Genomic DNA, 17,926 nt, shown 5'->3' on the forward strand with positions numbered 1-17,926 from the left:
GGGGGAGGGCCAGTTGCTGTCGGGCTTCGTTACGGGGAGCGCCCGGCATGGCGGTGGGAGGTCTGAGAGCGGAAAAGGCCCGTTCCCTTCGGGTAGAATATCCGACCCATCCGTCCCACAATAGCGGGCCAGATAGCGCGAGGTCGCCGTGGCGGCGGCCTTGCAGACAACCGTCCGAGGAGTGCGAACGTCATGGCGAACGTTTCCGAGCAGCAGGTGGAGACCGCCCTCAAGGGGTATGTGGATCCCTACATGGACCGGGACCCGGTCTCGGCGAAGATCGTCGACGGGATCCAGGTCGACGGCGACCGGGTCACCGTGAATCTCAAGGTGGGCTTCCCCGTCGAGGGCTACCGGGACGAGCTCGCCGCGGCGGTCCGCGACGCGGTGAAGGGCGGTACGGAGGCCAGCGACGTTACCGTCAACATCGAGCAGAAGGTGGAGACCCACTCGGTGCAGCAGGGCGTCTCCCCCATCTCCGGGGTCAAGAACATCATCGCCGTGGCCTCCGGCAAGGGCGGCGTGGGCAAGTCCACCACGGCAGTGAATCTGGCCCTGGCCCTGGCCGCCGAGGGTGCCAAGGTGGGGCTGCTGGATGCCGATATCTACGGCCCCAGCACCCCGCGGATGATGGGCCTCTCCGACAAGCCCGATTCCAAGGACGGCAAGACCCTGGAGCCCATGGTCAACTACGGCGTCCAGACCATGTCCATCGGCTACCTCATCGACGAGGATACCCCCATGGTCTGGCGCGGGCCCATGGTCACCCAGGCCCTGGAGCAGCTGCTCAACGACACCAACTGGGACGACGTCGACTATCTGGTCATCGACCTGCCGCCGGGCACCGGCGACATCCAGCTGACCCTGGCGCAGAAGGTGCCGGTCTCCGGGGCGCTCATCGTCACGACCCCCCAGGACATCTCCCTGCTGGATGCGCGCAAGGCGCACAAGATGTTCGAAAAGGTCTCGGTGGACACCCTGGGAATCATCGAGAACATGTCCATCCACATCTGCTCGAACTGCGGCCACGAGGAGCACATCTTCGGCGAGGGCGGCGGTCAGTCCATGGCGGACGAGTACGGGATCGACCTGCTGGGCTCGCTGCCCCTGGATATCCACATCCGCGAGCAGGCCGACGGCGGCAAGCCCACCGTGGTCGCCGACCCGGACAGCCGGCTCACCGAGATCTACCGCCAGATCGCCCGGCGGACGGCGGCCCGGCTCTCCCTCAAGGGGCGGGAGTACAGCCACAAGTTCCCCAACATCGTCATCCAGGACAACTGACGCCCGACCCCGGGGCGTCCGCATACGCCGGGGTGGTCGGCACAAGTCCCTGATCCCGGGTACGCCGTAAAGATGTCCCTGTCGGCTCGACGGCAGCATCCCTGCTGCCGACGACCCGGGATCAGGGACTTGCACCGACCACCAGGTATTCTCCGGGGAAAGGACGCGGTCTTCCTGCCCACCGGCCTCGGCCACTGGGGTGGCGGCCGTCGCCGTGCTACCCTCCCCGGCTTCCCGGAGGCGCGGCGACGAGGGCCCGAGCATGAGCATCAAATCCGACCACTGGATCCGGCGCATGGCCACCGAGGAGGGGATGATCGACCCCTTCGAGCCGGAGCAGGTGCGCACCGGCGAGGACGGCTCGCCGCTCATCTCCTACGGCACCTCGAGCTACGGCTACGACATCCGCTGTGCCGACGAATTCAAGATCTTCACCAACATCAACTCGGCCATCGTCGACCCCAAGGCCTTCACCGACGAGAGCTTCGTCAGCTTCAAGGGGGATGTCTGCATCATCCCGCCCAACTCCTTCGCCCTGGCGCGCACGGTGGAGTACTTCCGGATCCCCCGCTCGGTGCTTACTATCTGCCTGGGCAAGTCGACCTACGCCCGCTGCGGGATCATCGTCAACGTGACGCCGCTGGAGCCGGAGTGGGAGGGCCACGTCACCCTGGAGTTCTCCAATACCACGCCGCTGCCGGCCAAGGTCTACGCCAACGAGGGCGTGGCCCAGCTCCTCTTCCTGGAGTCGGACGAGGTCTGCGGGACCTCCTACGGGGATCGCGGGGGCAAGTACCAGGGGCAGCAGGGGGTCACGCTGCCCCGCTCCTGAGGACGGTTACTCCTCCATCGCGGAGAAGTCGGCCTCCGGGGCCTTGAGGAGTTCCAGCAGCCCCTTGCGGTCGTCGCCCTTGCGCTGTTCCACCGCCACCGGCAGGTAGCCCAGTTCGGGCGCGAGCCAGAAGAGGCTGCGCCGCTTGCCGGGCTTGTCGCGGATCTGCTCCACGCGGACGGTCTGCCAGGTGCCCGCCGGGGTCTCGCGCCGGGTCTCGCCGGTGACTTCGTAGCGGTAGGTCTCGGGGCCGTCCTCGTCCACGACCCGGAACTCGAAGCTCTCCTCGCCGGCGGCCACCCCGCGCATGACGGCGAACTGGGCGCTGACCAGGTCCTGGGTGCCGGCCTCCAGCGCCCACTCCCGACCGCGCACCGCCTCCCGCACCACGGCCTCGCCGTAGTGGAAGCTCAGCCGGATATCCTTGTCCTCGCCGGTGCGCTGGCGGTAGCGGTACTCCAGCGGGCGGATGCCGTCCTCCTCCCAGCGGAAGCGGCTGCTTTCCCGGGTCTCACCGCTGAACAGCAGCCGGGCCATGCCGCCGGGGCGGGCCACCGAGGCGACGCGGTACTCGTGGCCGTTGCCTCCCTGGACGGTCTCCCCGCTGATGGTCCGCTCCATGGTCCCCAGGGTGAAGCCGCTGCGCTTGACGCGGTATTCCAGATCGATCCCCTCCGGGAAGGGGGCGCGGCTCTCCGCTGCCAGCAGGGTCGGCAGGAGGACCAGCGCCAGGCAGGCGGCGAGGAGGGTGAATGCCCTCATCACGTCGCCTCCCCCGGCGTGGCCTCGGGCGGCAGCGGCGCCTCCAGCGGGGCGCCGTCCAGCAGGACCGTCTCCCCCTCCAGCCGCAGCCGGCCCTCGGCGAAGAGCCGGATGGCCTGGGGGAGGATGATGTACTCCCAGGGGCGGACCCGCGCCTCCAGGTCCCCGGGGGTGTCGTGGGCCTGCACCGGGACCCGGGCCTGGACCACCACCGGCCCGTCGTCCACCCCGGGGGTGACGAAGTGGACGCTGGAGCCGTGCTCGGTATCACCGGCCTCCACGGCGCGGCGATGGGTATCCAGCCCCTTGTGGCGCGGTAGCAGGGAGGGGTGGACGTTGAGCATGCGGCCGGTATACCGGGTGACGAAGTCGTCGGTGAGGATCCGCATGAAGCCGGCCAGCACCACCAGGGCCGGCTCGTGGGCGTCGATGCGCCGCGCCAGCTCGGCATCGAAGGCGGCGCGGTCGGGGTGGTCCCGGTGGTTGATGACCTCGGTGGGCACGCCGGCGCTCCGGGCGCGCTCCAGCCCCCGGGCGTCGGCGCGGTTGCTGATCACCGCCCGGACCTCCACCGGCAGGGTGCCGGCGGCGGCCCGGTCCAGGATGGCCTGGAGGTTGGTACCGCCGCCGGAGAGGAGGACGACGATGGGCAGGGGCGCGGTGGGCTCCTGTCCGGTCATGTGATGGTCACCCGGGGCTTGTCTTCCCCGGCGGCGGTGAGTTCACCGATGGCGGTCACCGTCTCGCCGGCCTCGCGCAGGGTCGCGGCCACCGCCTCGGCCTCGTCCGCCGCCACGGCCACCACCATGCCGATGCCGTAGTTGAAGGTACGGAACATCTCCGCCGGGTCGATGCGCCCGCTCTCCCGGATCCAGTCGAAGACCGGCGGCGCCTGCCAGCGCTCGCTCTCCACCCGGGCGGCCAGGCCGTCAGGCAGGACGCGGGGGAGGTTCTCCGGCAGGCCGCCGCCGGTGATGTGGGCCAGGGCGTGGATGGCGCCGGGGTGGGCGGAGAGCGCCTCCAGCAGGGGGCGGACATAGATCCGCGTGGGCGCCAGCAGGGCCTCGCCCAGGGTGGTCTCGCCGCAGGGGGCGTCGAGGTCGGCGGCGGTGGTGTCCAGCAGCCGCCGGATGAGGGAGTAGCCGTTGGAGTGCGGCCCGGAGGAGGCCAGTCCCAGCAGGATGTCGCCGGCGCGGCAGCTCGTCCCGTCCAGGAGCCGGTCGCGCTCGGCGACGCCGACACAGAAGCCGGCCAGGTCGTAGCGGCCGGCCTCGTAGAAGCCCGGCATCTCCGCCGTCTCGCCGCCCACCAGGGCGCAGCCGGCCTCCTCGCAGCCGGCGGCGATCCCGGTGACCACATCGCCGGCGGTATCCACCTCCAGCTTGCCGGTGGCGTAGTAGTCCAGGAAGAAGAGCGGCTCCGCCCCCTGGACGATGAGGTCGTTGACGCACATGGCCACCAGGTCGCGGCCGATGGTGTCGTGGCGGCCCAGGCGCTCGGCCAGGTCGAGCTTGGTGCCCACCCCGTCGGTCCCGGCTACCAGGACCGGGTCGCGGTAGCCGGCGGGCAGGTCCACCAGGGCGCCAAAACCGCCCAGCCCGCCACGCACCTCCGGCCGCCGCGTGCGGTCCACGGCGGGGCGGATGCGATCCACCAGGTCGTTACCGGCATCGATGTCCACGCCGGCGTCGCGATAGGTGAGGCCGGAGCCGGTTTCGGTGTCGTCGGCGCTCAAGGGGGCTCTCCTCGGGAGGTGGGCGGATGGACCAATTGTAATGAGTCCCCGGGGGGCATGGAACCGCGACCGGTGGTGGGCCATAATCCGGGGCCATGACGCCCGCATCCATCCCTCTGCACCGACTCCCGCTGCTCGTTCTCCTGAGCCTGACCCTGTTCATGGCCGGGGGCGCGTCCGCGGCGACCGTGGAGGGCCTCTACGAGATCCGCATCGAGGTGGAGAGCCAGGGGGCGGAGGAGCGCCAGCGCGCGCTCCGCGCCGGCCTGCGCCAGGTACTGGTGCGCGTCTCCGGGAGTGCCGGAAGCGGGGAGCTGACGGGCATCGCCGCCGCGGTGGCCGAGCCCGGGCGCTATCTGCAGCAGTATCGCTACACCGACGAGGAGGGGGAGGGCCTGACGCTCTGGATGCGCTTCCAGTCCCGGGCGGTGCGGCAGCTGCTGGAGTCCGAGGACCTTCCGGTCTGGGGGCGGATGCGGCCCGCCACCCTGGTGTGGCTGGCCGTGGAGGAGGATGGCGAACGGCGCCTGCTGGGGCCGGAGAGCGGCCATCCCGTCTACCGCGCGGTGGTGGAGCGCGCGCGGCTGCGGGGGCTGCCCCTGCGCTGGCCGCTGCGGGACCTGCGCGACCGGCGATCGGTGGAGGCCGCGGACGTGGCGGCCGGCTTCGTCGAACCGGTCCGTGCGGCCTCTGCCCGCTATGCCACCGATGCGGTGCTCATGGGGCGGGTACGGCGGGAGGCCAGCGGGGAATGGGTGGCGGACTGGACCCTGCTACGGGGCGAGCAGACCAGTCGCTGGTCGGTTACCGGGGATCTCCTCATCGAGGTAACGGACGCCGGTGTCGACGGTACGGCCGAGACCCTGGCGGCCGCCTATGCGGGCGGGAGTGGCGAGGGTGGGAGCGTCACCCTCGCCGTCTCCGGGGTCCGGGACCTGGGCGGCTACGTCGGCGTCCGGGACTATCTGGCCGGTCTCTCGGCGGTGCGCCGGGTCCAGGTTCACAGCGTGGCCGGGGACCAGCTGCGACTGGAGGTTACCCTGCGGGGCGGGGCCGATGGCCTCATCCAGGCCATCGGCCTGGGGGATACCCTGGTCCGGACCCGGCGGCCCACCGGTGCGGGGGATGTCCTCCACTACCGCCATCTGCCATGACCCTGGCCTGGCTGCCCAACGCCATCAGCATCCTCCGGATTTTCCTGGTCCCGCCGGCGGTGGTGGCGATGGTCACCGAGGCCTTCGGCACTGCCCTGGTCCTGGTCCTCATCGCCGCCCTCTCCGACGGGCTGGACGGCTGGCTGGCGCGGCACAAGGGGTGGGGCAGTGCCCTGGGGGCCGTCCTCGACCCCGTGGCGGACAAGCTCCTGATGCTGGCGGCCTATGTCACCCTGGGCATGCTGGAGGCGATCCCCGCCTGGCTGGCAGTGCTGGTCATCGGTCGGGATGCGCTCATTGCCGCGGGGGCCGTCTGGCTGCGATGGTCCTACGGGGCCTATCGCGTCGCCGCCCGGCGGATCAGCAAGCTCAATACCATCGTCCAGGCCGGTTATCTGCTGCTGGTCCTGGCGGCACTGGTATCGCTGCCCGTTCCGGCAGTGGCCGTGGCGGCCGGGACCCTGCTGGTGGTGCTGACCACCCTGGGCTCCGGTCTGGACTACCTGCACGCCTTCTTCCGGATGGCCGCCTCCGGAAACGTCTCGAAGGAGAATGAATCGTGATGGACAATCGGGCCCTGGTCCCCCTGGCCATCGCCCTGATCCTCGCCGGCCTCCTGTGGCTCCTGGCGCCGGTGCTGACCCCCTTTGCCGCGGCCGCCCTGCTGGCCTACCTGGGGGACCCGCTGGTGGATCGGCTGGAGGCCCGCCGGGTACCGCGGACCCTCGGCGTAGTGCTGGTCTTCCTGCTGCTGGCGGGGGCGGTGCTGGCGGCCGTGATGGTGATCCTGCCGCTGGCCGGCGAGCAGCTGTGGCGGCTGCTGGAGCGGCTGCCGGGCTGGCTGGAGCAGGCCCAGGCGCGCTTCCCCATCCTGGCGGAGCTGGACCTGACCCGGCTGGTGGAGCTGGCCCGGGAGCACTGGCAGGCAGCCGGCGGCTGGGCGCAGACGGTGCTGGCCTCCGCCTCCCGGTCCGGCCTGGCCCTGCTCGCCTGGCTGGCGAATCTGCTGCTCATCCCGGTGCTGACCTTCTATCTCCTGCGCGACTGGGACAACCTGGTGGCCCGCATCCGCGAGCTCCTGCCGCGCCCCTGGGAGCCGCTCATCGTTGACCTGACCCGGGACGCCGACGAGGCCCTGGGCGCCTTCCTGCGCGGCCAGGTCTCGGTGATGCTCGCCCTGGCCGCGGTCTACGCCGGCGGGCTCTGGGCACTGGGCATCAACGCGCCCATTCTCATCGGCCTGCTGGCCGGACTGGTCAGCTTCATCCCCTATCTCGGCCTGGTGGTGGGCATTGCCGTGGCCGGCCTGGTGGCCTGGTTCCAGTTCCAGGAGGTGTGGGCGCTGCTCGGCGTGGCGGCCGTCTTCGGTATCGGCCAGGTCCTGGAGACGGCGGTCTTCACCCCCTGGTTCGTGGGGGACCGTATCGGCCTCCACCCGGTGGCGGTGATCTTCGCCGTCCTCGCCGGTGGCCAGCTCTTCGGCTTCGTGGGGATGCTCCTGGCGTTACCGGCGGCGGCGGTCATCGCCGTTCTGCTGCGCCACGCCCACCAGCGCTACCTGGAAAGCGAGGCCTACGCGGGAGAGTAGATGGCGGCCGGGAATGATCAGCTCATCCTCCCCGTGGGGTTCCACGAGGCGGCGGACCTGGAGGGCTTCGAATCCGGGGCCAATGCGGGTGCCGTGGCGGCAGTGGCTGCCCGTCAGCCCGGGCCGCTCTTCCTCTGGGGCGGGCCGGGGCGGGGCAAGACGCATCTCCTCCAGGCCGCCTGCGTGGCGGCAGGCCGGGCCGGCGAGCCGGCGGCCTACCTCCCCTTGGGGACGGAGGGTCTGACCCCGGAGGCCCTCCAGGGGCTGGAGGGAATGGCCGTGGTGGCGGTGGACGACCTCGATGCCGTGGCCGGGGACCGCGCCTGGGAAGAGGCCCTGTTCCACCTCTTCAACCGCACCAACGAGGCCGGGGCCCCCTTCCTGGTGGCCGCCAGCGCGGCCCCGGCGGCACTGCCCCTGGTCCTGGAGGACCTGCGCAGCCGGCTGGCCTGGGGCCTGGTCTTCCACCTCCAGCCGCTGGATGACGAGGGCCTGCGGAAGGCCCTCATGGGTCGCGCCCGCCGCCGCGGCATGGAGATGCCCGAGGCGGTGGCCAACTACCTCCTGAGCCGGATCAGCCGGGACCCGGCGGAGGTCTTCGGCTGGCTGGAGCGGCTGGACCGCGCCACCCTGGCCGCCCAGCGGCGGCTGACCATCCCCTTCGTCCGCGAGCTCATTTCGGCGGACGGAGGTTGAGTTCCTTGCCGCGCCAGCGGGCGTAGAACATGGCGCTGGTGAAGAGGATCACCGACAGGGCGATCTCGATCCACGCAAGCAGCCTTGCCTCGGGGCTGGCCATGGCCTCGGTCACGCCGTGGGCGAAGTAGAGCAGGATTAGCAGGGTGGTCCAGGCGTGGGTGTAGGCGCGCCCGGCCAGGAGCCCCCGCAGCGGCAGCAGCAGTGGCCCGACGATAACGGCCACTACCAGGGAGGGATGGAAGTGGGTGGACGGCGCCAGCCACAGGTACCAGCCCAGCAGCAGGATGAAGAGGGCGAACCAGGCGGCCAGGGTGACCACCCGCGCGATGTAGGTCTTTCTAGCCACGGGCATTCTCCCGGCCGCGTAGGAGGGTAAGGGCGATCTCCGCCACGCGCGTACCCAGCGCGCGACAGAGGTGGCTCTCGTCGGCATCCACGGGCCGGCCGGCATCGGCACCGGCAACATGGCTGGCGCCGTAGGGGGTACCGCCGGAGGCCGTGGTCGACAGCCGCTCCTCGGTGTAGGGCAGGCCGGTGAAGAGCATGCCGTGGTGGAGCAGCGGCAGGGCCATGGTCAGCAGAGTGGACTCCTGACCGCCGTGCAGCGAGGCGGTAGAGGTGAAGACGGCCCCCGGTTTGCCCGCCAGGGCGCCGCCGAGCCACTGGGCGCTGGTACCGTCCAGGAAGTACTTCAGCGGGGCGGCCATGTTGCCGAAGCGCGTGGGGCTGCCCATGACCAGCCCGTCGCACTCGGCCAGGTCCTCCGGGCGGGCATAGGGCGGGCCGTCGTCGGGGACCGGCGGCGCCACCGCCTCCGGGGTCGCCGAGATGGGGGCCACCGTGCGCAGGCGCGCCGCCATTCCGGTTACGCCGTCCACACCGGCGGCGACCTCCCGGGCCATGGCGGCGGTCGCGCCGTGGCGGCTGTAGTAGAGGACCAAGATCTCGTGTGGCTCCCTCCCGCCGGCGGTCATTCGAGGATCTCCAGCACGCGTTCCGGCGGCCGGCCGATGGCGGCCCGGTCACCATTGACCACGATGGGGCGCTCCAGCAGCGGGGGATGCTCGGCAATGGCCCGGAACAGGTCGGTGCGTTCCAGGTTCGGGTCATCCAGCCCGAGTTCGCGGTATTCCGCTTCGCCGCGGCGCATCATCTCCCGGGGCTCCACCCCCAGCAGCGTGGCCAGGTGGGCGAGGGTTTCCGCGGCCGGGGGTTCCTTGAGGTATTCCACCAGCTCGGGTTCGACGCCGTGCTCGCGCAAGAGCGCGACGGTCTGGCGCGATTTCGAGCAGCGCGGATTGTGGTAGACGGTCATCGCCATGGGGGGCCTCGGAAGGGGTAGTGTGCAACGGTGAACAGTCTAACCGGAGTCGCGTTGACAGCCCATGGGGGGGGCTGCTAGCTTCGAGCGGCAACATTTTCGGGGAAATATGGCATTCCATCCGCATTGTCACCGAATTTCCGTATGGTCCGGCCTGCTGGTCGGACTCGTGATGGCAACGCTTGCCGGGTGCGCCGGTTCACCACCGGTCCAGGCCATGAGCGACGCCCGCCAGGCGGTGAGAGCGGCGGGGGATGACATGACGCCGACGACCCGGCAGCGGGCCAGGCGTCTGCTTCGGGAAGCGCGACAGGCGCTGGAAGCCGGCAGGTACGGGCAGGCCCGGGAACGGGCCGACGAGGCCCGCCACTTGGCGCACCAGGCCGGGAATTCCTAGCACACCCGGATGGGGAACGTTTGCCACTTCGGGGGATTCGTTTAGAATTCGGGGTGTAGAGCGAGCAACAGGCAGGGCGTCCCGGGCGGGCGCCGGTGAACACCGCAAGACTTGGAGTCGAAGCGATGAAAATGCGCATTTGGAACTATGCGGGACTGACCGCTGCCATCCTGATGGCCGCCGGCTGTGCCGGCTCTCCCTCGGAAGGGGATGAGACCACCGGTGCGGAGAGCGCCGCCGATCGGGCCATCAGCGAGGCCCGGGCCGCCATCGAAAAGGCGGATGACCGCGGCTGTCTCTGGCGGGACACCGAGTCCATCCTTACCGAGGCCGAGGATGCCGCCGACGCCAGTGAATACGCCGAGGCGGAAGAGCTGGCCAACGAGGCCCTCTTCCAGGCCGAGCAGGGCATGGAGCAGTGCAACGAGCAGGAGCGGCTCTTCGAAGAGGGCAAGAACATCCCGGCCGAGGGTGCCGCGGATGACGTATCCGGTGAGGTGATGGGGCCGGCGGTGTCCGGCAGCGGCTCCGGCTCCTATACCGTCGAGCGGGGTGACACCCTCTGGGGTATCGCCGGTATGGCCACCATCTACGACGACCCCTACCAGTGGCCGCTGATCTTCAAGGCCAACCGCGACCGGATCGAGGATGCCGACCTCATCCATCCCGGGCAGCGGTTCTCCATCCGGCGTGACTATTCCCGCGCCGAGGTCGAGGCCGCCGTGGAGCACGCGCGGACTCGCGGCGAGTGGAGCCTGGGTCGGACCGAGCAGTCCGATATGCGCTACCTGCGTCGGTAGGTTGCCGTAAGCCCGCGCCTCGGTGCGGGCCCGGTAGAACAAGGGGGCCTGCGGGCCCCTTTTTCATGTCCGGTCTTCCGCGGACGGAGGGCCGACCAGGGGAACCCGGCCGCTCATGGTCGGTCGAAGTCCGTGAGAACAAGAGAATGGACCGACAGGTCCACCCATGACCAAGGAGAGAGGAGGAGCGCCATGCGCTGGTGGATTGCCGCACTGGTGATCATCGGGCTTTTCGTGGCCGCCCCGGCGGCGGCGGAGAAGGACCCGGATGAGCACTTCTTCAACGATACCTGGAACGAGTTCGACCAGGAGCTCCAGCGGGCCCGGGACGAGGGCAAGGAGGGGATCTTCATCTTCTTCGAGATGGATGAATGCCCCTTCTGCCACTGGATGCGCGAGAACGTCCTCAATCAGACCGAGGTCCAGGAGTACTACCGGGAGAACTTCCTGAGCTTCAAGGTGGATATCGAGGGTGATGTCCCGGTGAAGGCCTTTGATGGGGAGTCCATGTCCCAGAAGGACTTCGCCTTCGAGCGCCATCGCGTTCGCGCCACTCCGGTCCTTGCCTTCTTCGACCTGGAGGGGGAGCGGATCTACCGCTACACCGGCAAGACCTCCGGGATCGAGGAGTTCCTGACCATGGGTCGCTACGTGGTCGAGGAAGCCTATCGGGAACAGCCCTTCCCGAAGTATCGGCAGAGCCAGCAGGACGCCGGCGGCGATGATGGCGGCGCGAGCTATTACTGAGGGCCGCCGCCGGTTTCTGACGCTCGTTCTGGCCCTGTTCGCAGGGCCGGTGATGGCCCAGGAAGAGCCGGCGGCGGAACCCGAGCCGCTACCCGAACCACTGACTCTGGAGCGGGCCCTGGAAGAGGCGGATTCCGATCACCCCGATCTGGCCGTTGCCCGGGCCCGCCTGGAGGGCGCGCGTGCCAATGAGCGGCGAGCGGCCAGTGGCAAGGGCTGGGAGCTCGGCGTGGAGGCGCGAGCCGCCGAGGTGGGGCTGCCCTCGGACTATTACGACGAGGCCTCGGCTGATGACCACTACGCCCGCGCCTACCTCACCCGGACCCTGTACGACTCCGGGGCCACCGAGGCGGCGCGAGAGGCCGAAGGGGCCCGGGCCGAGGCGGCCGAAGAGCGGGTGCTTACGGCGCGCCAGTCGCGCCGCCTGACCATCATGCGGCGCTATTTCGATGTCCTGCTGGCGGACCTGGAGGCCAACCGCGCCGACGAACGCATGGCCATCGTCTTCATCGAGGTGGATCGCATGCGGGATCGCCACGAACTCGGCCAGGTCTCTGACGTGGAGCTGGCCGAGAAGGAGGCGGAGTACCAGCAGGCGCTGGCCGAGCGCAATACGGCGCGCAGCCACAAGCGCCGAACCCGTGCCCGGCTGGCCAATGCCCTGAATCGCCCGGGAGAGCTCTCCTCCGACCTTCGGCCGCCGCCGCTGCCCGAGCTGGGCCGGGAAGTCCCCGACCTGGCGGAACTGCGCGAGGCCGTGCGGGCCGGGAATCCGGAACTGGCGGCCCTGCGGCGGGAGGTGGCCGCGGCGCGGGCAGAGATCCAGCAGGCCCGCTCCCTCAACGACCCCAGCCTGGACCTGGAACTCTCCACCTACGCCTGGTCGCGGACCCTGAAGTCCCGCTACGACTGGGAGGCGGCACTGCGCCTGGATGTGCCCTTCTATCAGGGGGGCGAGGCAGGGGCGGCCGAGGATGCGGCCCGGGCGCGGCTGCGCGAGGCGCGGGCCCGCCTGCGCCGGACGGAGATGGAGCTGGAGCAGGCGACCCTGGAGGCGTGGCAGGACCTGGACAACCTGGCCGGCGATCGCGAGGCGGCCAATACCGAGCGGGACTACCGCGAGAAGTACCTCTCCTACGCCCGCAAACTCTACGAGATGGAGGTCCAGGCCGACCTGGGCGACTCCATGGTCAACCTCACCGCCACCCAGCGCCGGCAGGCCGAGGCGGCCTTCAGTATCGCCATGGCCTGGGCGCGTATCGACGCCCTGCGCGGCCGGCTACCCCGAACCGATTCCCGGGAGGAGGCACCATGAACCGGAACTTCGCCCTTGCCACCATCCTGCTCACGGCCCTGCTCGCGCCGACCACGGGCCTGGCCGCCGACCACCCGGCCCGCCTGGTCGGGGCGACGGAGCAGTCCCTCGGCGTCCCGCTGTCCGGCGTGATCACCGAGGTCCACGTGGCCCCCGGCGATCGGGTGAAGGCCGGCGAGGAGCTGTTACGGCTGGAGCAATCCGGCCTGGCCGCCGGGGTGGCCGCCACCCGGGCGCGCATGGAGGCCGCGAAGCTCGCCCGGGACGAGGCGCGGCGGGAGCAGGAACGCGCCCAGACGCTCTTCGACCGCACGGAGCTCTCCGAGCACGATCTCCAGATCGCCATCAACGAGGCCTCAGCAGCCGAGGCCAGTTACCGGGAGGCGGTGGCCGCCCACGAACGGGCCCGCCTGGACCGCGCCTACAGCCGCCTGCAGGCGCCGGTAGCGGGGACGGTCCTCGCCGTGGAGGCCCATCCCGGCATGGCGGTGAGCAACCGGGATCGGGTGCGCACGCTGGTGCGCCTGCGCCCCGCCGACGGTGGCCTGGCGGCGGTAGCCCGCGTGGGGGACGACCATGCCGGGGATCTCGCCGAAGGGGCGACCGTACCGGTCACCCGGGCGGGGAGCCGGGCGGAGGGCGTGATCCGCCGGGTGGAGACCGTGGGGGACGGCTGGCGGGTGCGCCTGGCCCTCTCCGGGGACGCCCCGGAGGACTGGCGCCCCGGCCAGGCGGTGACCCTGGAGCTGCCCGAGTAGCGGGCCGCCGGTTGCTGTGCCACCCTCGGGAGGTCCACAAGCCGCAGGGGGGGAGCCACGATGTCGACGCACGGGAACACCTGCCAGCGCTGTGTGGTCCGCGGCCACGTGCAGGGGGTCTTCTTCCGGGCCTCCGCCGCCGATCAGGCGGGCCGGCTGGGCCTCACCGGCCACGCCCGCAATCGCGATGACGGCAGTGTGGAGGTGCTCATCTGCGGGCCCGAGGCGGCCCGGGACGAGATGATCTCCTGGCTCTGGAAGGGGCCGGCCGCGGCCCAGGTGGAGGATGTGCGCTGCGAGCTGCGGGAGGCGGACCCGGCGCCGGCGCACTTCTCGACCGGTTAGGCGCCGAGCCTTTCGAGCAGGGTGCCGGTGGCCTCTGCCAGCGGGATCTCGCCGGCCGCCTCCCCGCTGCGGGACTGGTACTCCACCACCCCGCGTTCCAGCCCCTTGCCGCCGATGGTGACGCGGTGGGGGATGCCGATGAGCTCCATGTCGGCGAACATCACTCCCGGCCGCTCACCGCGGTCGTCCAGCAGCACCTCGACGCCCGCCTCGGAGAGTTCGCGGTAGAGCCGCTCGGCGGTCTCGGCCACCTCGGCGTTGCGGCCGGGCTGGATGGGGCAGAGGGCCACCCGGAAGGGGGCCAGTTCGTCCGGCCAGGCGATGCCGCGCTCGTCGTGGTTCTGTTCGATGGCGGCGGCCACCACGCGGGAGACGCCGATGCCGTAGCAGCCCATGGTCAGGGTCCGCTGCCGGCCCTCCTCGTCCAGGACCGTGGCGCCCAGTGCCTCGCTGTACTTGCTGCCCAGCTGGAAGATGTGGCCCACCTCGATGCCCCGGCGGATCTGCAGCCGGCCGTCGCCGGCCGGGCTGGGATCGCCGGCGACCACGTTGCGCAGGTCGGCGGTCTCCGGCTCGGGGAGGTCGCGCCCCCAGTTGATGCCGAACAGATGCTCGCCATCACGGTTGGCGCCGGCGGTGAAGTCGGCCAGCGCGGCCACGGCGTGGTCGACGATGATCGGGACCTCCAGCCCCACCGGCCCCAGGGAGCCGGGGCCGGCCCCGGCAGCGGCCCGGATGTCGGCCTCTTCCGCCATGGTCAGCGGCTCGGCCACGGCGGGCAGCTTCTCCGCCTTCACCTCGTTGAGCTCGTGGTCGCCCCGGACCATGAGGGCCACCAGGCCGCCCTCGGCGCCCCGGACCAGCAGCGTCTTCACCGTCCGCTCCACCGGGATGCCGTGGTTGGTCACCAGGTCGGCGATGGTCTTCATCCCGGGGGTCTCCACCGTGCGCAGCTCCTCGGCGGGGGCGGGGCGCTCGCCCTCGGCCACCGCCTCGGCCAGCTCCACGTTGGCGGCGTACTCGCCCCCGTCGGAGAAGGCGATGGCATCCTCGCCGGACTCGGCCAGGACGTGGAATTCGTGGGAGGTGTGGCCGCCGATGGCCCCGGTATCCGCCTCCACGGGACGGAAGTCCAGGCCCAGCCGCTGAAAGATCCGGCAATAGGCGTCGTGCATCGCCTGGTAGGTGGCCTCCAGGGATTCCTGCTCCAGATGGAAGGAGTAGGCATCCTTCATCAGGAATTCCCGGGCGCGCATGATGCCGAAGCGCGGCCGGACCTCGTCCCGGAACTTGGTCTGGACCTGGTAGAGGTTCAGCGGAAGCTGGCGATAGCTGGCCACCTCGTTGCGGACCAGGTCGGTGATGACCTCCTCGTGGGTGGGGCCGTAGCAGAAGTCGCGCTCATGGCGGTCGCGCAGTCGCAGCAGCTCGGGCCCGTACTGGTCCCAGCGGCCGGACTCCTCCCACAGCTCCGCCGGCTGGATGGCCGGCATGAGGACCTCCTGGGCCCCGGCGCGGTCCATCTCCTCGCGCACCACCTGTTCCACCCGGCGCAGCACGCGCAGCCCCAGCGGCATCCAGGTGTAGAGGCCGGCGGCCAGGCGCCGGATGTAGCCGGCGCGCAGCATCAGCTGGTGGCTGGCGATCTCGGCATCCGCGGGGTCTTCCCGCAGCGTGGGCATGAGCAGGTTGGTGGTCCGCATGGCGGTGCCTCCGGAGCCGGTGGAAATCGGGTTGTCGGGGTGGGGCGGCGTCAGCCGGCGAAGGTGGTCCGCCGAAAGCCCCAGAGGTGCCGGGCGGGGCCGGCGAATTCGATATAGATGCGCTCGGCGGGGATGTCGAACTCCCCGGCCAGGTCGCACAGGGTGGCCGAGAGGTCGGCGGTGCGCTCCTCCGGCAGCCCCAGGCTCTTGAGCTCCAGGTAGGCCGCCGGCTCGGTGGAGCCGCCGAAGCGCAGGTTCACGCCGGGGGTCACCTCGACCATGACGTAGCCCTCGGGCTTGCCCAGCTCCGCGGCCACGGTGGCGGAGGCGCGCCGGCTCAGGTCCTCGGCGGCGCTCTCGTCCAGGGCGACGTTGGTGCGGAAGGCGAGATAGGGCATGGGTCAGTCCTCGCTGTCGGCCTCGGTGATACGCAGGTCGTTGGCGTGGGCGAAATCCATGATGTACCGGAACAGGTCCGGCTGGGACTGCTCCAGGTCCGGGTGGACCACGATGGACTTGACGCCGTTGAAGGCGATGGGCCGCAGCATCGGCGAGTAGTGGATGCGGCCGCCGTCGAAGGTCGACAGCGCGCCGCTCATGCGCTCGGCCCAGTCACTGGGCCGGAATTTCCGGCCCTCGTTGGTCGTCCCCTGGACGATGTAGACCTTGCCCTGACGACGGGCATCGGCGGGTTCGGGGAGTTCGACGTCGGCCTTGGCGGATGACATGGGGATAGTTCGGCTCGCTGTTGCGTCCAGACCGCGGGCACCGGGCCCACCCTGCCGGATCGAGTCTAAAGGATCCGGCCGGCTTATGGTACAGGGGGAACGGTCGAATTCCCTTGCGGGAAGGCCCGGAATGCGGCCCCGTTCACACTCTGGCGGCGGGGCGGCCCGTCAGCCGGCGTCGGCGGGCCGCCGGGCGATCCGCTGGAGGTGGTCCCGGGCGCGGCCCACCAGCTCCGGGGCCAGCCCGTTGCGCTCGGCGATGAGCAGCCCCAGGGAGCGCCCGGGTTCCCCCACGGCCAGCTGGTAGGTGGGGGCGAGGGCGTCGTGATCAAAGCGCATGGAGGCGTTGACCACGTACTCGGCGCTCTCGGCGTAGTCCTTGAGCGGCGAGAGGTGGGTGTTGACGATGCCCTGAACCCCGCGGCCGGAGAGCTCGTCCAGCACCGACATGGCCAGCGCCGCCCCCTCCTCGGGGTCGGTGCCGGTGCCCAGCTCGTCCATGAGGACCAGGGTACTGTTGTCCGCCTCGTCCAGGATGCGCTTGAGCTTCTCCACGTGGCCGGCAAAGGTGGAGAGGTGGTGGAAGAGGTCCTGGGGATCGCCCACGTCCACCAGCACCCGGTCGTAGGCGCCGATGGTGCACTCGCCCTCCGCCGGGACGTGGAGGCCGCAGTGGGCCATGGTTACCAGCAGTCCCAGGGTCTTCAGCACCACCGTCTTGCCGCCGGTGTTGGGGCCGGTGATGACCAGCATGCGGTTGGTATCGTCCAGCTCGATGGTCAGCGGCACCGGCTGCGGCCCGGTGCCCTCGGCGAACTGGAGCAGTAGCAGGGGGTGGTAGGCCTCGTTGAGCCGTAGCCCCGGCTGGTCGGCCAGGATCGGGGCATGGGCGTTCAGATGGATGGAGAGCTGGGCCCCGGCGGTGGCCAGGTCCACCCAGGTGACGGCGGTCACCAGCCGGTCCAGGGTATCGGCGTGTTCGCGCACCGTGTCGGTGACCTCGCGCAGCAGGCGCTGCTCCTCCGCCTGGATGCGTCCGTCCATGGCCTCCAGCCGGTTGTTCACTGCCACCGCCTCCACCGGCTCGATGATGACGTCCCGGCCGCCCATGGCGGTGCCCCGGCGCACACCCTTGACGCCGTCGGCGTGGGTGGCGCGCAGGGTGATGGCCGCCCGGGGGCCGTGCCAGGTCACCTTCTTCGGGTCGTCCACGGCGTCGCGCAGGTCGCGCTTGTCCTGGCGCTTGCGCACCGACTCGGTGGCCTCTTCGCCCAGGGAGCGGCGCTCGCCGTGGAGGCGGCCCAGCTCCTCGGAGGCATCCTCGCGCAGCTTGCCAGTGCTGCTCAGTACCTCGTCCAGCCGCGCCACCAGCGGCGCGGGCAGTTCCAGGTTGCCGGCCCCGCTGGGGTGGAGGGCCGGATGGCGGCCCAGGAAGTCGTTGAGGTCCGAACCAGCGCGCAACAGGGTGCGGAGATTCTCCAGCGCCGTCACCGCCAGCGCCGCCCCCGGGGTCCGGGCCTGGCGCAGGGCCGGCCGGACATCCGGGAGCTCGGGCAGCGGCGGGCCGTCGCCGGCCTCGATGGCGGCGCGCGCGGCGGAGATCGCCTCCTGCATGCGGCGGGCGCCGTCGCGGCTGGGCGCCGGGGCGAGGTTGCGGCAGGCCTCCGCGCCGTAGGGCGTCGCGGCCAGCTTCTCCAAGAGACGGCGGATGCCGTCGAATTCCAGGGACTTGAGATCGCTCTCCATGGGGCCTATTCC

General features: G+C 70.8%; 21 protein-coding genes. 11 read left to right on the forward strand and 10 right to left on the reverse strand.

The annotated features are described in order from the left end of the window. Positions 1–192 precede the first annotated feature (192 nt). On the forward strand, positions 193–1,284 hold the full coding sequence (gene apbC / locus BM272_RS05275; protein ID WP_093427711.1) for an iron-sulfur cluster carrier protein ApbC: 1,092 nt from the start codon (positions 193–195) through the stop codon (positions 1,282–1,284). Positions 1,285–1,546: 262 nt separating this feature from the next. After that, positions 1,547–2,116, forward strand: a complete 570-nt coding sequence (gene dcd, locus BM272_RS05280) for a dCTP deaminase (protein ID WP_093427712.1) — start codon at positions 1,547–1,549, stop codon at positions 2,114–2,116. A 6-nt stretch (positions 2,117–2,122) separates the two neighbouring features. Here dcd and BM272_RS05285 read toward each other — a convergent pair whose 3' ends face one another. Genes BM272_RS05285 through purM form a run of 3 tightly spaced genes read right to left on the reverse strand, consistent with a single transcriptional unit; the run spans position 2,123 to position 4,613 of the window. Then, on the reverse strand, positions 2,123–2,878 hold the full coding sequence (locus BM272_RS05285; RefSeq protein ID WP_093427713.1) for a DUF3108 domain-containing protein: 756 nt from the start codon (positions 2,876–2,878) through the stop codon (positions 2,123–2,125). After that, the gene (gene purN / locus BM272_RS05290) at positions 2,878–3,558 is read right to left on the reverse strand and encodes a phosphoribosylglycinamide formyltransferase (RefSeq protein WP_093427714.1); all 681 of its coding nucleotides are present in this window, start codon (positions 3,556–3,558) and stop codon (positions 2,878–2,880) included. The genes BM272_RS05285 and purN overlap by 1 nt, the downstream gene beginning before the upstream one ends. Continuing rightward, a complete protein-coding gene (gene purM, locus BM272_RS05295; protein WP_240308027.1) occupies positions 3,555–4,613 on the reverse strand; it encodes a phosphoribosylformylglycinamidine cyclo-ligase in 1,059 nt (352 codons plus the stop codon). Before purM ends, purN begins: the two co-directional genes overlap by 4 nt. Before the next feature lie 95 nt (positions 4,614–4,708). On the opposite strand from purM, the gene BM272_RS05300 reads away from it, so the two are divergent. From BM272_RS05300 to hda, 4 genes are read left to right on the forward strand one after another with little or no spacing between them, the layout of a single operon-like run. Then, complete coding sequence (locus BM272_RS05300; protein ID WP_093427716.1) at positions 4,709–5,767, forward strand: DUF2066 domain-containing protein; 1,059 nt, start codon at positions 4,709–4,711, stop codon at positions 5,765–5,767. After that, positions 5,764–6,330: a CDP-alcohol phosphatidyltransferase family protein gene (locus BM272_RS05305; RefSeq protein WP_093427717.1), complete on the forward strand. Its 567-nt coding sequence runs from the start codon at positions 5,764–5,766 to the stop codon at positions 6,328–6,330. Before BM272_RS05300 ends, BM272_RS05305 begins: the two co-directional genes overlap by 4 nt. Continuing rightward, complete coding sequence (locus BM272_RS05310) at positions 6,330–7,355, forward strand: AI-2E family transporter (protein ID WP_093427718.1); 1,026 nt, start codon at positions 6,330–6,332, stop codon at positions 7,353–7,355. Before BM272_RS05305 ends, BM272_RS05310 begins: the two co-directional genes overlap by 1 nt. Next, a complete protein-coding gene (gene hda, locus BM272_RS05315; RefSeq protein ID WP_093427719.1) occupies positions 7,356–8,051 on the forward strand; it encodes a DnaA regulatory inactivator Hda in 696 nt (231 codons plus the stop codon). It begins immediately after the preceding gene. On the opposite strand, the gene BM272_RS05320 is transcribed toward hda, so the two are convergent. The 3 genes from BM272_RS05320 to arsC are packed head-to-tail and all read right to left on the reverse strand — an operon-like array spanning position 8,029 to position 9,375. Then, positions 8,029–8,400 carry a DUF2069 domain-containing protein gene (locus tag BM272_RS05320; protein ID WP_159433026.1) on the reverse strand — a complete coding sequence of 124 codons (372 nt, stop codon included), beginning with the start codon at positions 8,398–8,400 and terminating at the stop codon, positions 8,029–8,031. The two genes, hda and BM272_RS05320, sit on opposite strands and share 23 nt — an antisense overlap. Continuing rightward, positions 8,393–9,028, reverse strand: coding sequence for an NAD(P)H:quinone oxidoreductase (gene wrbA / locus BM272_RS05325; RefSeq protein WP_093427721.1), 636 nt, complete (start codon positions 9,026–9,028; stop codon positions 8,393–8,395). The genes BM272_RS05320 and wrbA overlap by 8 nt, the downstream gene beginning before the upstream one ends. Beyond that, positions 9,025–9,375: an arsenate reductase (glutaredoxin) gene (gene arsC, locus BM272_RS05330; RefSeq protein ID WP_240308028.1), complete on the reverse strand. Its 351-nt coding sequence runs from the start codon at positions 9,373–9,375 to the stop codon at positions 9,025–9,027. Before arsC ends, wrbA begins: the two co-directional genes overlap by 4 nt. 522 nt (positions 9,376–9,897) lie before the next feature. Here arsC and BM272_RS13990 point away from each other — a divergent pair. From BM272_RS13990 to BM272_RS05360, 5 genes are all read left to right on the forward strand, one after another. After that, positions 9,898–10,572 carry a LysM peptidoglycan-binding domain-containing protein gene (locus BM272_RS13990; protein ID WP_240308030.1) on the forward strand — a complete coding sequence of 225 codons (675 nt, stop codon included), beginning with the start codon at positions 9,898–9,900 and terminating at the stop codon, positions 10,570–10,572. A 192-nt stretch (positions 10,573–10,764) separates the two neighbouring features. After that, positions 10,765–11,319 carry a thioredoxin family protein gene (locus tag BM272_RS05345; RefSeq protein WP_093427723.1) on the forward strand — a complete coding sequence of 185 codons (555 nt, stop codon included), beginning with the start codon at positions 10,765–10,767 and terminating at the stop codon, positions 11,317–11,319. A gap of 52 nt (positions 11,320–11,371) precedes the next feature. Beyond that, positions 11,372–12,634: a TolC family protein gene (locus BM272_RS05350; protein WP_159433027.1), complete on the forward strand. Its 1,263-nt coding sequence runs from the start codon at positions 11,372–11,374 to the stop codon at positions 12,632–12,634. Beyond that, positions 12,631–13,392: an efflux RND transporter periplasmic adaptor subunit gene (locus BM272_RS05355; protein ID WP_093427725.1), complete on the forward strand. Its 762-nt coding sequence runs from the start codon at positions 12,631–12,633 to the stop codon at positions 13,390–13,392. Before BM272_RS05350 ends, BM272_RS05355 begins: the two co-directional genes overlap by 4 nt. Before the next feature lie 60 nt (positions 13,393–13,452). Further along, entirely contained in the window at positions 13,453–13,737 is a 285-nt protein-coding gene (locus BM272_RS05360) for an acylphosphatase (protein ID WP_093427726.1), read from the forward strand. Here the strand turns inward: BM272_RS05360 and BM272_RS05365 are convergent. The 4 genes from BM272_RS05365 to BM272_RS05380 form a co-directional block, all read right to left on the reverse strand. Beyond that, complete coding sequence (locus tag BM272_RS05365; protein WP_093427727.1) at positions 13,734–15,440, reverse strand: proline--tRNA ligase; 1,707 nt, start codon at positions 15,438–15,440, stop codon at positions 13,734–13,736. The genes BM272_RS05360 and BM272_RS05365 overlap by 4 nt on opposite strands. Positions 15,441–15,490: 50 nt before the next feature. After that, on the reverse strand, positions 15,491–15,838 hold the full coding sequence (locus BM272_RS05370) for a phenylpyruvate tautomerase MIF-related protein (RefSeq protein ID WP_093427728.1): 348 nt from the start codon (positions 15,836–15,838) through the stop codon (positions 15,491–15,493). A 3-nt stretch (positions 15,839–15,841) separates the two neighbouring features. Further along, positions 15,842–16,168 carry a DUF3579 domain-containing protein gene (locus tag BM272_RS05375; RefSeq protein ID WP_093427729.1) on the reverse strand — a complete coding sequence of 109 codons (327 nt, stop codon included), beginning with the start codon at positions 16,166–16,168 and terminating at the stop codon, positions 15,842–15,844. A 168-nt stretch (positions 16,169–16,336) separates the two neighbouring features. After that, positions 16,337–17,914 carry an endonuclease MutS2 gene (locus BM272_RS05380; RefSeq protein WP_093427730.1) on the reverse strand — a complete coding sequence of 526 codons (1,578 nt, stop codon included), beginning with the start codon at positions 17,912–17,914 and terminating at the stop codon, positions 16,337–16,339. Positions 17,915–17,926 lie beyond the last annotated feature (12 nt).

Source organism: Thiohalospira halophila DSM 15071 (assembly GCF_900112605.1).
Lineage (GTDB): Bacteria > Pseudomonadota > Gammaproteobacteria > Thiohalospirales > Thiohalospiraceae > Thiohalospira > Thiohalospira halophila.

Excerpts from the sequence above, each read along its gene's own strand:
- apbC (WP_093427711.1), top strand. The coding sequence starts at position 193 with ATGGCGAACGTTTCCGAGCAGCAGGTGGAGACCGCCCTCAAGGGGTAT.
- dcd (WP_093427712.1), top strand. The coding sequence starts at position 1,547 with ATGAGCATCAAATCCGACCACTGGATCCGGCGCATGGCCACCGAGGAG.
- BM272_RS05285 (WP_093427713.1), bottom strand. The coding sequence starts at position 2,878 with ATGAGGGCATTCACCCTCCTCGCCGCCTGCCTGGCGCTGGTCCTCCTG.
- purN (WP_093427714.1), bottom strand. The coding sequence starts at position 3,558 with ATGACCGGACAGGAGCCCACCGCGCCCCTGCCCATCGTCGTCCTCCTC.
- BM272_RS05300 (WP_093427716.1), top strand. The coding sequence starts at position 4,709 with ATGACGCCCGCATCCATCCCTCTGCACCGACTCCCGCTGCTCGTTCTC.
- BM272_RS05305 (WP_093427717.1), top strand. The coding sequence starts at position 5,764 with ATGACCCTGGCCTGGCTGCCCAACGCCATCAGCATCCTCCGGATTTTC.
- BM272_RS05310 (WP_093427718.1), top strand. The coding sequence starts at position 6,330 with ATGGACAATCGGGCCCTGGTCCCCCTGGCCATCGCCCTGATCCTCGCC.
- hda (WP_093427719.1), top strand. The coding sequence starts at position 7,356 with ATGGCGGCCGGGAATGATCAGCTCATCCTCCCCGTGGGGTTCCACGAG.
- wrbA (WP_093427721.1), bottom strand. The coding sequence starts at position 9,028 with ATGACCGCCGGCGGGAGGGAGCCACACGAGATCTTGGTCCTCTACTAC.
- arsC (WP_240308028.1), bottom strand. The coding sequence starts at position 9,375 with ATGGCGATGACCGTCTACCACAATCCGCGCTGCTCGAAATCGCGCCAG.
- BM272_RS13990 (WP_240308030.1), top strand. The coding sequence starts at position 9,898 with ATGAAAATGCGCATTTGGAACTATGCGGGACTGACCGCTGCCATCCTG.
- BM272_RS05345 (WP_093427723.1), top strand. The coding sequence starts at position 10,765 with ATGCGCTGGTGGATTGCCGCACTGGTGATCATCGGGCTTTTCGTGGCC.
- BM272_RS05350 (WP_159433027.1), top strand. The coding sequence starts at position 11,372 with ATGGCCCAGGAAGAGCCGGCGGCGGAACCCGAGCCGCTACCCGAACCA.
- BM272_RS05355 (WP_093427725.1), top strand. The coding sequence starts at position 12,631 with ATGAACCGGAACTTCGCCCTTGCCACCATCCTGCTCACGGCCCTGCTC.
- BM272_RS05360 (WP_093427726.1), top strand. The coding sequence starts at position 13,453 with ATGTCGACGCACGGGAACACCTGCCAGCGCTGTGTGGTCCGCGGCCAC.
- BM272_RS05365 (WP_093427727.1), bottom strand. The coding sequence starts at position 15,440 with ATGCGGACCACCAACCTGCTCATGCCCACGCTGCGGGAAGACCCCGCG.
- BM272_RS05370 (WP_093427728.1), bottom strand. The coding sequence starts at position 15,838 with ATGCCCTATCTCGCCTTCCGCACCAACGTCGCCCTGGACGAGAGCGCC.
- BM272_RS05375 (WP_093427729.1), bottom strand. The coding sequence starts at position 16,168 with ATGTCATCCGCCAAGGCCGACGTCGAACTCCCCGAACCCGCCGATGCC.
- BM272_RS05380 (WP_093427730.1), bottom strand. The coding sequence starts at position 17,914 with ATGGAGAGCGATCTCAAGTCCCTGGAATTCGACGGCATCCGCCGTCTC.